We start from the raw sequence: 13,939 nt of genomic DNA on the forward strand, positions 1-13,939 counted from the left end.
ACTGAAAAACAGTAGTTTGTATGGAAAAAACGTCTATTTGTGTGGAAAAGCAGTATATTTTTAATGGGTAATTTAGATTGCTTCTTAAAATAGTGTTATTTTATTTATGTAATTAGAAATCTATATTTGTACGTAAGTGAAAATAGATAATAATTGGTTATTTTCGCATGCGGTATCAATGAAAGAATCATATAATAGGAATTATTTTCAGCTTGTGTTCCATTTTCAAAAAGGTTGCTACTGATAAATCGAAGATAAATTAACAGAAATTCAGTTAGCCAAATACGCGGAAAAATGAAGAAATATTTTATGTTGAAATTCCTAATAGGAAAGATCCTTTAAAAATATATATAGTATTCATCTATAAAAACAGACAAAAATGAAATCAATATTAGTAACTGGAGGAGCAGGATTTATTGGCGCAAACTTAGTTGAGCATCTAATAAAATCAAACCACAACTGCAAAATAGTAGTAATTGATGCCTTAACCTATGCGGGAGATGTTCATAATTTAAACAGGGTTAAAAATGCTAGAAATTTCAAATTTGTACACGGAAATATTTGTGATAGAGGTTTAATTGAACGTGTTTTTCAACATTATTTAATTACAGATGTAATTCACTTAGCTGCCGAATCTCATGTAGATAATTCTATAAGTCACCCCGATGTTTTTATTGAAACTAACGTAAAAGGAACCTTTACATTGTTAGATGTTGCTTATAAATATTGGATGGAAAAGCCATTTGTTTTTAAACACGGATTTGAAGAAAGTCGTTTTTTACATGTGTCTACCGATGAGGTTTATGGTACCTTAGGCGAAACAGGTTTGTTTACAGAAGAAACAGCTTACGCTCCAAACTCACCATATAGCGCATCAAAAGCAAGTAGCGATTTAATTGTTAGAAGCTATCATCACACCTACGGAATGAATACTGTAATAACAAATTGCTCTAATAATTACGGTCCAAAGCAACATGATGAAAAATTAATTCCAACAGTAATTCGTAAGGCTTTGGCTGGTGAACATATTCCAATTTATGGAGATGGAAAAAATATTAGAGATTGGTTGTATGTGTTAGATCATTGTAAAGGAATTGAAGTAGCTTTTTTTAAAGGAAAAAGCGGTGAAGTTTATAATATTGGTGGGGAAAACGAGCGAAATAATAACTATATTGCAGGTCAAATTTGTGAAATTTTAGACACTTTAAAACCTTTAGAAAATAAAAGCTATAAAGATTTAATAAGCTATGTTGAAGATAGAGCAGGTCATGATTTTAGATATGCTATTGATGCAACAAAAATTGAAACAAATTTAGGTTGGAAGGCCGATGAAAATTTTGAATCGGGTATTTTAAAAACAGTACAATGGTATTTGGAAAAATACCAATAAAAAGCCTCAGAAATTGGCTTAATTTTAATGAAAGAAACAATTAAAATAGCAATCATAGGATTGGGTTATGTGGGTCTGCCATTGGCTCGATTGTTTGCTACAAAATATTCAGTTATTGGTTTTGATATCAATGAAGAAAGAGTAGCAGAACTTAAAAAAGGAGTTGACACCACTTTAGAAATAGAAAATGAAATTCTTCAACAGGTATTAGTTAAGAGTTCAACAAGTGAAAACGGATTGTTTTGTACTACTGAAATTGAAGAGATTTCAAGCTGTAATTATTTCATTGTTACAGTGCCTACACCTGTAGATATAAATAACAAGCCAAACTTAACACCTTTATTAAAAGCTAGTGAAACAGTAGCCAAAGTACTTAAGAAAAATGATATTGTTATTTTTGAATCTACTGTTTATCCAGGAGCTACCGAAGAAGTTTGTGTGCCTATTCTTGAAGAATTATCAGGTCTAACATTCAATAAAGATTTTTTTGTAGGTTATTCGCCTGAACGAATCAATCCGGGAGATAAAGAACATACCGTTGAAAAAATATTAAAAGTTACATCAGGTTCAACAGTTGAAATTGGAGAAAGTGTAAATAATTTATATGCTTCCGTTATTTCCGCAGGAACACATTTAGCACCTTCAATTAAAGTTGCTGAAGCAGCCAAAGTAATTGAAAACTCACAGCGCGATATTAATATTGCTTTTGTAAATGAATTGGCTAAAATATTTAATTTATTAGATATAAACACTCAAGATGTTTTAGAAGCTGCCGGAACAAAATGGAACTTTTTACCTTTTAAGCCAGGTCTAGTTGGTGGACATTGCATTGGTGTTGACCCTTATTATTTAGCTCAAAAGGCACAGGAAGTAGGCTACAATCCTGAAATTATTTTAGCAGGAAGAAGAATGAACGACAGTATGGGAAGTTATGTAGCTGCTGAAGTAGTGAAGTTGTTAATTAAAAGAAATTTTCAAGTTAACGAGTCTAAAATATTGTTGTTAGGAATCACGTTTAAAGAAAATTGTCCAGATGTTAGAAATACACGCGTGGTTGATGTCATTCAAAATTTGGAAGATTTTGGTACTGAAGTTACCGTGTTTGATTCTTGGGCAAATGCTTCCGAAGTAAAAAAAGAATATGGAATTGATATTGTTACTGAAATTCCTGCCAAAAAATATGATGCAGTTGTATTAACAGTGGCACATAAAGAGTTTTTAGCATTAAATTTAACTAGTTTGTTAAATAAAAACGGCGTTATTTACGATGTTAAAGGAGTGTTAGATTGTGAAGTACACGGAAAATTATAATTGAGTTAACTTAAAAAGTCAATTCAAAAAAAGTTGAAAACAGGAAAATGAAAAATTTCGCATTAATTGGAGCCTCGGGTTATATTGCTCCTAGACATATGAAGGCTATTAAAGAAACAAATAACAATTTAGTAGCTGCGCTAGATAAATTTGATAGTGTTGGGGTAATTGATAGTTATTTCCCGAATGCAGATTTTTTTACTGAATTTGAACGTTTTGACCGTCATATTTCAAAGTTGACATTTGAGCAAAATAAGCAACTAGATTATGTAAGTATTTGTACACCAAATTATTTACACGATGCACATATTCGTTTTGCATTACGCCAAGGAGCTGATGCTATTTGTGAAAAACCTTTGGTGTTAAACCCTTGGAATATTGACGCACTTTCTAAAATTGAACAAGAAACAGGAAATAAAATTTATAATATTTTACAATTGCGTGTGCATCCAAGCATTATTGCGTTGAAGCAAAAGATTGAAAACGGTCCAAAAGATAAAATATACGATGTAGATTTAACTTATTTAACATCACGTGGCCATTGGTATTATACTTCTTGGAAAGGAGATGTTTCAAAATCTGGTGGAATTGCAACCAATATTGGAGTTCATTTTTTTGATATGCTTTCGTGGATTTTTGGTGATTTAAAACAAAATGATGTTCATATAAATACACACGATCGTTCTGCAGGGTATTTAGAGTTTGAAAAAGCAAGAGTGCGTTGGTTTTTATCTATTAATTATGATGTTCTGCCTGAAGAAATTAAAGCAAAAGGTCAAACAACGTATCGTTCAATTACTATTGAAGGGGAAGAATTAGAGTTTAGTGGCGGATTTACAGATTTGCACACTATTTCTTATCAAGAAATATTGAAAGGAAATGGCTATGGATTAGAAGCACCAAGGCAAGCAATTGAAATAGTACACCAAGTTAGGCATGCACAACCAATAGGAACAAAAGGAAATTACCATCCGTTTGCTAAAAAACCGTTGGCTAAGCATCCTTTTGAAAAATAAAAGAGATTTTAAATATAAAATAAAGAAATGTTATGAGTAAAACAATAAATGTTATTTTAACTGGAGGAGTAGGAAGTAGGTTATGGCCGTTGTCAAGAAAAAGCCGTCCAAAACAGTATTTAGAGATTTTTGAAGAAAAATCATTATTTCAAATGACAGTTGAGCGAAACAACATTTTAACTGATGAGGTAATGGTTGTTGGAAATGTAGATAACTGCCATTTAAGTAAAGAAGTACTAAATAAATTAGACTTAAGCTATATTGATATTATTGAATCTACTCCAAGAAATACGGCAGCAGCAATTGCATTTGCTTGTTTTGCAGCAAATCCTGATGATGTTTTAATTGTAACACCTTCTGATCACGTAATTGAAGGTGATAGTTCTTATAAAACAGCTATTGAATCAGCAGTTAGTAAAGCACAGGAAGGAGCAATTGTTACTTTTGGAATTGTGCCTGCAAAACCTGAAACAGGTTACGGTTATATTGAATACAAAAACGACGATGTAATTTCGTTTCGAGAAAAACCAAATGAATCAACTGCAAAAGAATTTATTTCAAAAGGAAATTTTCTGTGGAATAGTGGAATGTTTTGTTTTAAAGCAGGGGTAATGCTTGGTGAATTAAAAGATTTTACCCCAGAAGTATATGAAAAATCTAAAATTGCTTGGGAGAACAATGAGCAAGGTAAACTTGATTTAGCATTGTCTATGGATATTCCAAGTATAAGTATTGATTATGCTGTTATGGAAAGAAGTAAGAAAATAAAGGTAATTCCAACTAAATTTAATTGGTCTGATCTAGGTTCTTTTGACTCTGTATATGATTATCTGGTTTCAAAAGGTCATTCAACAGATGAGAATGGAAATATGGTTATTGGTACCGATAATTTTACGGCATTTTTAGGATTACAAAACACTATTTTTGTGACTACACCATCGGCAAATTTAATTTTACATAAAGAGCATGCTCAAAAAGTAAAAGATGTGTATGTTAAGTTAGAATCTGAAGATTCAGACTTACTAAATTAAACTACAAAGAGGCTATTTAAAAGTTACTTTTGTAACTTTTAAATAGCCTCTTTGTTTTTTCAATTCGGGGTGAGTACTTGTTCTTTCAGGTGTTTACTTCTCTTTTTGAATATTACTGAAATATAGCAAACACAATTAGACTTAAGCCAATTAGTAATTTTGCTTTTTTATAACCTCTTCTCATTTTTCTTATTTTGAAAAGATAAATATACAATTCATAGTTCAAAATTCATATAAATGATGGTTTCAACACGTTTTATAGGCTTCATTTTCTATTTAAAAATTAACAGATTCTTTTAAAAATTGATGTTTTAATAAAAATTTGATAGAATAATTAGTAACAGGTGTTACTAGGTTTCGTATTTAATCGTTTATATTTGCACAAAATTTTAAAAGAAAGAATATGAGTTTTTTTGGTTTATTTGGAGGAGGTAACAGTGAATCACCAATTGAAGATTACTTAAAAGATGGGGCTGTTGTTATTGATGTAAGAACTGCTGATGAATTTGCTAGTGGTCATGTAAATGGTTCGAAAAATATTGTTTTAAACAGTATTCCAACTAAGGTTGCTGAAATAAAAGCAATGAATAAAAAAGTAATTGCTGTTTGTAGAAGTGGAGCAAGAAGTGGACAAGCAACGTCTTTTTTAAGTCAGAATGGGATTGATATAATTAATGGAGGTCCTTGGCAGAATGTTGCAAAGTTTGTAAATTAAATATTTTAAAATACTTCATAAAAAAGAGAAGTGTTGGCTTCTCTTTTTTGTTTTATAGGTTAAAGTTTATTTTATAATTGTTGAATAAACGTTCTTTTTTCTCTTTTAAGTTCAAAAGAAATTTTTTGTGTTGTTCAGATGCTGGGTTGAAGGGTTTATGCGCCAACCCTTTTTGAACAGTAGCTACTTCTTTCATTGTTAAAAGTGATTTTTCAGCGATCCAAACCATTTTAAATTGCTCCCAAATATAGTCAATAGCCGTTTCATTTGGATGCACCATATCATTGGCATAAAAGCGGTAATCTCGTAAATCATCTAGCATTATTTCATAAGAAGGAAAATAATAAAGCTGATTTTTAACGTTTGTAATTTGGTGAATTGCAGCTAATAAATGTGCTTTACTTTGAGCATTTTCTACAAAACCGTCTTTTAAATGCCTTACCGGACTAACGGTAAAAATAATAGTTACTGAAGGATTTATGCTTTTTACAAGTGTTGTTATATTATCTAAAGAAGCTATAATTTCTTCTGTTGAAAGCAATTCTCTTAAAAACTTTTTTTGCGGAATTTTATGGCAATTTCCAACAATCCTATCTGTTTCAATAAAACGATATACCCAAGCGGTTCCCAAAGTAATTATTAGGTGTGAAGCTTTAGTAAGTTGTTTATGAGTAGTTGTAATTGCAGTATTTAAATTTTGAAGCAACTCACTTTTTTCAACAGCACTTATATCAGAATGTGCATCAAAACAATGCCAACGTTCATTTAATTGAAAAATGTCTTCTTTAGTATATTTTTTTAAATTAATGGCGTTGGTAATTAATTGCTCAATGACAATTGGGTTGAATAAAATTCCAAACGGATTACTAGCTGAATTAAATTTAAAATAGGCTAATTTTTTAGTAATGTTTTCAGAAAAACAAGAACCAAACAGCATTAATCTAGAACCGTAATCAATTTGATTACGCTCTTTTTTTAGCTGTATATTGGTTCTAAAATTCATTTACACAATATAATTTTTAGCTTGTTTTAAAGCCTCTTCAATTCCTGAAGGATTTTTACCTCCAGCAGAAGCAAAGAATGGTTGGCCACCACCGCCACCTTGAATTAGTTTTCCTAACTCTCTAACAACTAGCCCTGCATTTAATTTTTTTTCAGCAACTAAGTTTTTAGAAATGTAACATGTTAAAAATGCTTTGCCTTCAGCTTCAGATCCAATTATTAAAAACAAATTTTCAATTTTATTTCCTAAATCATTCGCTAAATCTTTAATGCTATTTTGGTCTAATTCTAGTTTTTTCGCTAAAAAGTGAATACCATTAATTAATTCAGTTTCATTAACTAAACCAGCGGCAGCACTTTTTGCCTTTTCTTTCAATAGTTGGTCTATTTGTTTTTTTAGCTTAGTGTTGTCTTCAATTAAATTTAAAACTTGCTCTGCCGGGTTTTTAGAATTTTTCACCAATTCTTTAATTTGGAAAAGTGTTCTGTTGTTTTCAGAAAATTCAGTTTTCATAGCGTCACCAGTAATAGCTTCAATTCGTCTAATTCCTGATGCGATAGCACTTTCTGTTTGAATTCTAAAATACCAAATATCGCCTGTATTTTGCACATGAGTACCTCCACATAATTCAACAGATTGACCGTATTGAATGGCTCTTACGGTATCTCCGTATTTTTCACCAAATAAAGCCATAGCGCCTTTTTCCAAGGCAGTTTCCATTGGAATATTTCTAAATTCTTGTAAAGGCAATTTATTTTCAATTCTAGCATTTACAAAATCTTCAACAGCAGTGAGTTCATCTACTGATAGTTTTGAGAAATGTGAAAAATCAAATCTTAAATGTTTTGAATGTACTGCAGAACCTTTTTGTTCAACGTGTTCACCTAAAACCTCTCTTAAAGCTTGGTGTAGTAAATGCGTTGCTGTATGATTACAAGCCGTTCTAAAACGTTGTTTTTCATCAACTGCTACATTAAAAGTTCCTGATAAATCCTTCGGTAATGATTTTGTGAAATGAATGATTAAATTGTTTTCCTTTTTAGTGTTTACTATATAAACCGTACTTCCATCTTCTTTTTCTAAATAACCTTTATCACCAACTTGTCCACCACCTTCAGGATAAAAAGGCGTTAAATTAAATACAAGTTGATACATGTCTCCATCTTTTTTAGAAGAAACTTTTCGGTATCGTGTTATTTTAACTTTTGCTGTAAGGGTATCATATCCAACAAATTCTTCTTCATCGTCATTTTCATCTAATATTACCCAGTCATCCGTTTCTACTACTGAAGCAGCTCTTGATCTGGCTTTTTGTTTTTTAAGCTCCGTTTCAAATTCTTCCTCGTTTAACGTCATTTTCTTTTCAGAAAGAATCAATGCCGTTAAATCTATAGGAAAACCATAGGTGTCAAATAATTCAAAGGCTTTTTTACCTGAAACTTCTGTTCCTTGTGTATTTTTTATAATTCCGTCTAATAAAACAAGACCTTGATCTAAGGTTCTTAAAAAAGAGTTTTCTTCTTCTTTTATTACATTGGTAATTAATTGTCTTTGCGTTTTTAACTCAGGAAAATAAGTGCCCATTTGTTTGGTAAGCACAGCAACCAATTTATAAATAAAAGGCTCGCGGGTATTTAAGAAAGTAAAACCATAACGTACGGCTCTTCTTAAAATTCTTCTAATAACATAACCAGCACCTGTATTTGAAGGTAGTTGCCCGTCTGCAATTGCAAAAGCAACAGCACGAACGTGGTCTGAAATTACTCGAATCGCAATATCAATTTCTTCGTTTTTACCATAATCATTTCCAGTAATAGTTTCAACTTCTTTAATTATTGGAATAAAAACATCGGTGTCGTAATTAGATTGTACATTTTGTAAAACCATGCATAAACGCTCAAACCCCATTCCAGTATCAACGTGTTGTGCAGGAAGTTTTTCTAATTCTCCATTAGCTTTACGGTTAAATTCCATAAAAACTAAATTCCAGATTTCCACCACTTGTGGATGGTCCATATTTACCAGACTTTTTCCTGAGACTATGGCTTTTTCTTCCGCAGAGCGAATATCTACATGAATTTCAGAACATGGTCCGCAAGGTCCTTGCGCTCCCATTTCCCAAAAGTTGTCTTTTTTATTTCCACGTATAATTCTATCTTCATCAATCAATTCCTTCCAAATGTCGTGTGCTTCTTGGTCGTATTCCAGACCATCTTCTTTAGCACCTTCAAAAACAGAAACATACAAACAATCTTTGTTTATTTTATAAACTTCAGTCAATAATTCCCAAGCCCATTCAATGGCTTCTTTTTTAAAATAATCACCAAAACTCCAGTTACCTAACATTTCAAACATGGTATGGTGGTAGGTATCTTTACCAACCTCCTCTAAATCGTTATGTTTTCCTGAAACGCGCAAACATTTTTGAGAATCGGAAACACGTTTGTTAACAACCTTTTTTTGTCCTAAAAAGTATTCTTTAAACGGAACCATTCCTGCGTTGGTAAACATCAGCGTAGGATCATTTTTTAATACCATTGGTGCTGAAGGTACAATGGTGTGTTTTTTTGCAGCAAAAAAATCTAAAAATTGTTGACGTATTTGTTGTGATTTCATCGTTAATTATATGCTAAAAGAATAGGTGTTTAACCACCTTTGTAAAACATTTTGTAATTTTGTTATTTTTAAACCGCAATTTTATTAAATAATTGCACGTTTCAACTTACAAAAATAACATAATTTTAATAGATGGCGAAGGTAAAATATTATTACGATTCTGAAACACTTTCATATCAAAAGATACATCGTAAAAAGAGTACTAAATTTAAAAGAATATTATTTACGGTATTTGCAGCATTTATTTTTATGCTACTAGGTTTTGTTGTGTTTACTCCAATTTTTGAATCACCTAAGGAAAAAGAATTAAAGCGTGAGCTAGAGTTTGTGAAATTGAATGAGCAATTACACAATAAAAAAATTGAGCAATTAGAAACTATTTTAAAAGAAATTCAAGAAAGAGATAACAATATTTATCGTTTGTATTTTGAAGTAAATCCTATACCTGAGGAACAACGTATGGCAGGTTTTGGAGGTGTAAATAGATACAAAGCATTGGAAGGTTTTGATAATTCAGAAATGATTATTGATGTTACACGAAATATGGATATTTTATCAAAGCAGTTGTACGTGCAGTCAAAATCATTGGATGAAATAGTGAAACTAGCCGAAAATAAAGAAGAATTATTGGCAGCAATGCCAGCAATTCAACCAGTGAAAAATCAAGATTTAACTCGTATGGCTTCTGGTTTTGGATGGAGATCGGACCCTTTTACCAAAGCACGAAAAAAACATTATGGAATGGATTTTACAGCACCAAGAGGAACGCCTATATATGCTTCTGGTGATGGTAAAGTAATACGTGTTGATCAAGGTTCAGCAGGTTATGGAAAGCATGTTAGAATTGATCACGGATTTGGTTATGTTACCTTATATGCGCATATGAGTAAATACAATGTAAGAAAGTATCAAAAAGTGAAGCGAGGCGATTTAATTGGCTTTGTTGGAAACACTGGAAGATCTCAAGCTCCTCATTTACATTACGAGGTTCATAAAAATGGAGTAAAATTGAACCCAATTAATTTTTATTACGGAAATTTATCTCCTGAAGAATTTGAAGCTATGCAAAAAGCGGCTCAAATTGAAGGACAATCTCTTGATTAATGTATATAGACTTACCAGAAAAAAGATATTACAAAATAGGCGAAGTAGCTAAAGCTTTTGGGTTGAACACCTCTCATATACGCTTTTGGGAAAAAGAATTTGATATTCTGAAACCGAAAAAAAATAACAAAGGCAATCGTTTATTTACACATGAGGATCTTCAAAATTTAAAGCTAATTTATCATTTAGTTAAAGAAAAAGGATTTACTTTAGAAGGCGCAAAAACTAAAATGAAAGAAAGCCCCAAAACGGTTAAAGGTAATCATGAAATTATAACACGATTGGAAAGTATCAAGGCCGAACTTATAAAAATAAAAAATCAATTATCATAAAATAGTTTAATTACAAGTGTAACAACATACGCATTTAAACAACTAATCAAATAAATAATAATTAATCTTAAAACGTTACAAATGAAAAAGTGGTTAATACCTTTAATAGTTATTGGAGTTATAGTTTTTGCTGTTTACAGTTCGGCAAAAGGATTTTACAATGCATCAGTTAATTTAGAAGAAAATGCCAAAACGGCCTGGTCTAATGTTGAAAGTGCATACCAAAGACGTGCAGATTTAATACCAAACTTGGTTTCAACAGTTAAAGGTTATGCAGCACATGAAAAAGAAACCTTAGAAGGAGTTATTAAAGCTAGAGCAGCAGCAACACAAACAACGATTGATCCTACAAATATTACTCCTGAAAATATGGCTGCTTTTCAAAAAGCACAAGAAGGATTATCAGGTGCATTATCACGATTGTTAGTGACTGTTGAAAAATATCCTGAGTTGAAGGCGAATCAAAATTTCTTAGAATTACAAAGTCAGTTAGAAGGAACAGAAAACCGCATAAATGTGGAAAGAAACAGGTACAACGGAGAGGTGAATTTATTTAACAAGCATATTAAAACGTTCCCAAACAATATGTTGAATAATTTCTTTGGAAATTTTGAAGAAATGACTCGTTTTGAAGCTGCAGAAGGGAGTAAAGTAGCACCAAAAGTAGAATTTTAGATCTAAGAATGTCGAAAGTAGAAGATTTTTTAACAGCCACTCAAGAGCAAGTTTTAATACAGGCCATAAAGGCAGCCGAGAAAAATACCTCGGGTGAAATAAGGGTTCATATTGAAAAAGAAACAGAATTGCCAACGTTTGAAAGAGCTTTAGAAGTTTTTCATACGTTGAAAATGGATGCAACGCAGTTGCGAAACGGCGTGTTATTTTACATTGCTGTAGAAAGTAAGAAGTTTGCCATTTTAGGTGATGAAGGTATTAATAAGTTGGTTCCGGGTGATTTTTGGGACGAAGAAAAAGAATTGGTACTTTCTTATTTTAAAAAAGGAGAATTTTCTAAAGGCTTAGAATTGGCTATTTTAGAAGTAGGAAAAAAACTAAAAGAATATTTTCCATATATGTCAGATGATACAAACGAATTGTCTGATGAAATTTCAAAAGGATAAATGATAAAAATTCATACATTATACAAAAAATACGTATCAGTTTTAATAGCGGTTTTGTTTGTTCATTTGGCATTTGGACAGTTTGATATTCCGAAAAAGCCAGATTTTCAAACCAGCGTTTACGATTACGCAAAAGTATTATCAGAAAACCAGAAAGCAACTTTAGAAAATAAATTAATAAAGTATTCCGATTCAACTTCAACACAAATTGTATTAATTACTATTGAAAGTTTAAAAGGAGAAAACATCAATATTTTGGCTGCAAATTGGGGCCACAAATGGGGTGTAGGTCAAGAAAAAGAGGATAATGGAATTGTTGTTTTGTTGTCTAGAGATGATCGTAAAATTGCCATACAAACTGGTTATGGAATTGAACATTTACTAACCGATGCTTTATCAAAACGAATTATTCAACAGGTAATAATTCCTGAATTTAAAAAAGGGGATTATTATGCCGGTTTAGATTACGGAACCTACGCTATTTTTGAAGTTTTAAATGGTTCTTATAAAAATAAGCAACCTCAAAATAAAAATGGAAAAGAAGGTTTGCCTTTTGGAGTTATCATTTTTATTATTTTCATAATATTAATGATCGTTTTTTCTAAGAAAGATAAAGGAGGACGTAATGGAGGGAATAGAGGAGGTAATGCAACTGATATTTTAACTGCCATATTATTAAGTAGAGCTGGTAGAGGTGGATTTGGAGGCGGTAGCTTTGGAAGCGGAAGCTCAGGCGGAAGTTTTGGAGGTGGAGGCTTCGGTGGTGGTTTCGGAGGCGGAGGCTTCGGCGGAGGTGGAGCTAGCGGAGGCTGGTAAATAAGAATTTTTCAATTAAATTATAAAAAAGAAACCCATACTTTACAAAGTATGGGTTTCTTTTTTATATAGGTGTGTAAATGTTTATTTCTGTCTAAAATAAATTACAATTGGAACTCCTTTAAAGTCGTATAATTCACGCAACTTGTTTTCAACAAAACGTTTGTATGGCTCTCTAATATACTGTGGTAAATTACAGAAAAAAACAAATTGAGGTGTTGGAGTTGGCAACTGCATACAATATTTAATTTTCACAAACTTACCTTTGTAAGCAGGTGGTGTATACGTTTTTACAATGTCCAACATTGTTTCATTTAACTTACTTGTAGGAATACGTTTTTTTCTATTTTCATATACTTCAACAGCCGTTTCAATAGCTTTAAAAATACGTTGTTTTGTTAAAACGCTTGTAAAAATAATAGGTACATCAGTAAAAGGCGCAATTTCATTACGTACTTGTGCTTCAAAATCACGCATGGTATTGGTTTCTTTTTCAACCAAATCCCATTTGTTTACCAAAATAACAACCCCTTTTTTATTCTTTTCAGCTAGCCAAAAAATATTTTCATCTTGTCCTTCAAAACCACGCGTAGCATCTACCACTATAATAGCAACATCACAGTGCTCAATAGAACGTACTGCACGCATTACAGAATAAAATTCTAAATCTTCTTTTACTTTTGATTTTTTTCTAATTCCAGCAGTATCAACTAGGTTAAATTCAAATCCAAACCTGTTGTATTTTGTATCAATAGAGTCTCTTGTAGTACCAGCAATATTGGTTACAATATTTCGTTCTACACCAATTAATGCATTGATGAACGATGATTTTCCGGCATTAGGACGACCAACTACTGCAAATCGAGGTAATTCATCTTGAACAACTATATCATCTTCTAAATCCTTTACTACAGCGTCTAATAAATCTCCTGTTCCACTACCATTTATTGATGATATGGTGAAAAATTCACCCAAGCCTAAATTGTAAAATTCTAAAGCATCATCTTCACGCATAGAGTTATCTACTTTGTTAACCACCATAAAAATTGGTTTTTTAACTTTACGCAAAAGGTTTGCAACTTCAGTATCCATTGGCGTAATACCTTCTTCAACATCAACAACAAAAACAATAACATCAGCTTCATCAATTGCTAAGTCAACTTGTTTTCTTATCTCTTCTTCAAAAATATCATCAGAACCAACGGCGTAACCACCTGTGTCAATAACAGAGAATTCTTTACCATTCCAATCACTTTTACCGTAATGTCTATCACGCGTAACTCCACTAACGGAATCAACAATTGCATCTCTTCGTTGAACTAAACGATTAAATAATGTTGACTTCCCTACATTTGGTCTTCCTACAATGGCTACAATATTACTCATTGGTATTTTTTTAATTTTTCGCAAAAGTACAATATTTTAATTTGAAATAGGTGACTTGTAAATTTCTAAATATATAATTTGTTAAAAAATAGTATATT

General features: G+C 31.7%; 13 protein-coding genes. 10 read left to right on the top strand and 3 right to left on the bottom strand.

The genetic code is table 11. The annotated features are described in order from the left end of the window. Positions 1-379: 379 nt before the first annotated feature. The 5 genes from rfbB (at position 380) to CHB67_RS12210 (ending at position 5,463) form a co-directional block, all read left to right on the top strand. Entirely contained in the window at positions 380-1,390 is a 1,011-nt protein-coding gene (gene rfbB / locus CHB67_RS12190) for a dTDP-glucose 4,6-dehydratase (protein WP_089382067.1), read from the top strand. Positions 1,391-1,417: 27 nt separating this feature from the next. Continuing rightward, the gene (locus CHB67_RS12195) at positions 1,418-2,701 is read left to right on the top strand and encodes a nucleotide sugar dehydrogenase (protein ID WP_089382068.1); all 1,284 of its coding nucleotides are present in this window, start codon (positions 1,418-1,420) and stop codon (positions 2,699-2,701) included. 47 nt (positions 2,702-2,748) lie between these two features. Further along, a complete protein-coding gene (locus CHB67_RS12200) occupies positions 2,749-3,717 on the top strand; it encodes a Gfo/Idh/MocA family protein (protein WP_089382069.1) in 969 nt (322 codons plus the stop codon). 32 nt (positions 3,718-3,749) lie between these two features. Continuing rightward, entirely contained in the window at positions 3,750-4,748 is a 999-nt protein-coding gene (locus CHB67_RS12205) for a mannose-1-phosphate guanylyltransferase (protein ID WP_089382070.1), read from the top strand. A 403-nt stretch (positions 4,749-5,151) separates the two neighbouring features. Then, entirely contained in the window at positions 5,152-5,463 is a 312-nt protein-coding gene (locus CHB67_RS12210; protein WP_089382071.1) for a rhodanese-like domain-containing protein, read from the top strand. Between the two features lie 52 nt (positions 5,464-5,515). Here CHB67_RS12210 and CHB67_RS12215 read toward each other — a convergent pair whose 3' ends face one another. Next, positions 5,516-6,466: a GSCFA domain-containing protein gene (locus CHB67_RS12215; RefSeq protein WP_089382072.1), complete on the bottom strand. Its 951-nt coding sequence runs from the start codon at positions 6,464-6,466 to the stop codon at positions 5,516-5,518. Beyond that, entirely contained in the window at positions 6,467-9,082 is a 2,616-nt protein-coding gene (gene alaS, locus CHB67_RS12220) for an alanine--tRNA ligase (protein WP_089382073.1), read from the bottom strand. A gap of 132 nt (positions 9,083-9,214) precedes the next feature. On the opposite strand from alaS, the gene CHB67_RS12225 reads away from it, so the two are divergent. From CHB67_RS12225 to CHB67_RS12245, 5 genes are all read left to right on the top strand, one after another. Beyond that, positions 9,215-10,186: a M23 family metallopeptidase gene (locus CHB67_RS12225; protein ID WP_089382074.1), complete on the top strand. Its 972-nt coding sequence runs from the start codon at positions 9,215-9,217 to the stop codon at positions 10,184-10,186. Further along, positions 10,186-10,518: a MerR family transcriptional regulator gene (locus tag CHB67_RS12230; RefSeq protein WP_089382075.1), complete on the top strand. Its 333-nt coding sequence runs from the start codon at positions 10,186-10,188 to the stop codon at positions 10,516-10,518. The genes CHB67_RS12225 and CHB67_RS12230 overlap by 1 nt, the downstream gene beginning before the upstream one ends. Before the next feature lie 81 nt (positions 10,519-10,599). Next, the gene (locus CHB67_RS12235) at positions 10,600-11,193 is read left to right on the top strand and encodes a LemA family protein (RefSeq protein ID WP_089382076.1); all 594 of its coding nucleotides are present in this window, start codon (positions 10,600-10,602) and stop codon (positions 11,191-11,193) included. An 8-nt stretch (positions 11,194-11,201) separates the two neighbouring features. Further along, complete coding sequence (locus CHB67_RS12240) at positions 11,202-11,639, top strand: TPM domain-containing protein (protein WP_089382077.1); 438 nt, start codon at positions 11,202-11,204, stop codon at positions 11,637-11,639. Beyond that, positions 11,640-12,455, top strand: coding sequence for a TPM domain-containing protein (locus CHB67_RS12245; RefSeq protein ID WP_089382078.1), 816 nt, complete (start codon positions 11,640-11,642; stop codon positions 12,453-12,455). Positions 12,456-12,539: 84 nt separating this feature from the next. Here the strand turns inward: CHB67_RS12245 and der are convergent, their stop codons facing one another. Beyond that, positions 12,540-13,841 (bottom strand): ribosome biogenesis GTPase Der, encoded by a 1,302-nt coding sequence (gene der / locus CHB67_RS12250; protein ID WP_089382079.1) that lies wholly within the window; start codon positions 13,839-13,841, stop codon positions 12,540-12,542. Positions 13,842-13,939: the final 98 nt, after the last annotated feature.

This window comes from Lutibacter agarilyticus (assembly GCF_900188235.1).
Taxonomy (GTDB): Bacteria; Bacteroidota; Bacteroidia; order Flavobacteriales; family Flavobacteriaceae; genus Lutibacter; species Lutibacter agarilyticus.

Bases quoted from the DNA above. Each gene is read 5' to 3' on its own strand.
- CHB67_RS12230 (WP_089382075.1), top strand. From the start codon at position 10,186: ATGTATATAGACTTACCAGAAAAAAGATATTACAAAATAGGCGAAGTA.
- CHB67_RS12240 (WP_089382077.1), top strand. From the start codon at position 11,202: ATGTCGAAAGTAGAAGATTTTTTAACAGCCACTCAAGAGCAAGTTTTA.
- CHB67_RS12215 (WP_089382072.1), bottom strand. From the start codon at position 6,466: ATGAATTTTAGAACCAATATACAGCTAAAAAAAGAGCGTAATCAAATT.
- der (WP_089382079.1), bottom strand. From the start codon at position 13,841: ATGAGTAATATTGTAGCCATTGTAGGAAGACCAAATGTAGGGAAGTCA.
- CHB67_RS12200 (WP_089382069.1), top strand. From the start codon at position 2,749: ATGAAAAATTTCGCATTAATTGGAGCCTCGGGTTATATTGCTCCTAGA.
- CHB67_RS12195 (WP_089382068.1), top strand. From the start codon at position 1,418: ATGAAAGAAACAATTAAAATAGCAATCATAGGATTGGGTTATGTGGGT.
- CHB67_RS12245 (WP_089382078.1), top strand. From the start codon at position 11,640: ATGATAAAAATTCATACATTATACAAAAAATACGTATCAGTTTTAATA.
- CHB67_RS12235 (WP_089382076.1), top strand. From the start codon at position 10,600: ATGAAAAAGTGGTTAATACCTTTAATAGTTATTGGAGTTATAGTTTTT.
- rfbB (WP_089382067.1), top strand. From the start codon at position 380: ATGAAATCAATATTAGTAACTGGAGGAGCAGGATTTATTGGCGCAAAC.
- alaS (WP_089382073.1), bottom strand. From the start codon at position 9,082: ATGAAATCACAACAAATACGTCAACAATTTTTAGATTTTTTTGCTGCA.
- CHB67_RS12210 (WP_089382071.1), top strand. From the start codon at position 5,152: ATGAGTTTTTTTGGTTTATTTGGAGGAGGTAACAGTGAATCACCAATT.
- CHB67_RS12205 (WP_089382070.1), top strand. From the start codon at position 3,750: ATGAGTAAAACAATAAATGTTATTTTAACTGGAGGAGTAGGAAGTAGG.
- CHB67_RS12225 (WP_089382074.1), top strand. From the start codon at position 9,215: ATGGCGAAGGTAAAATATTATTACGATTCTGAAACACTTTCATATCAA.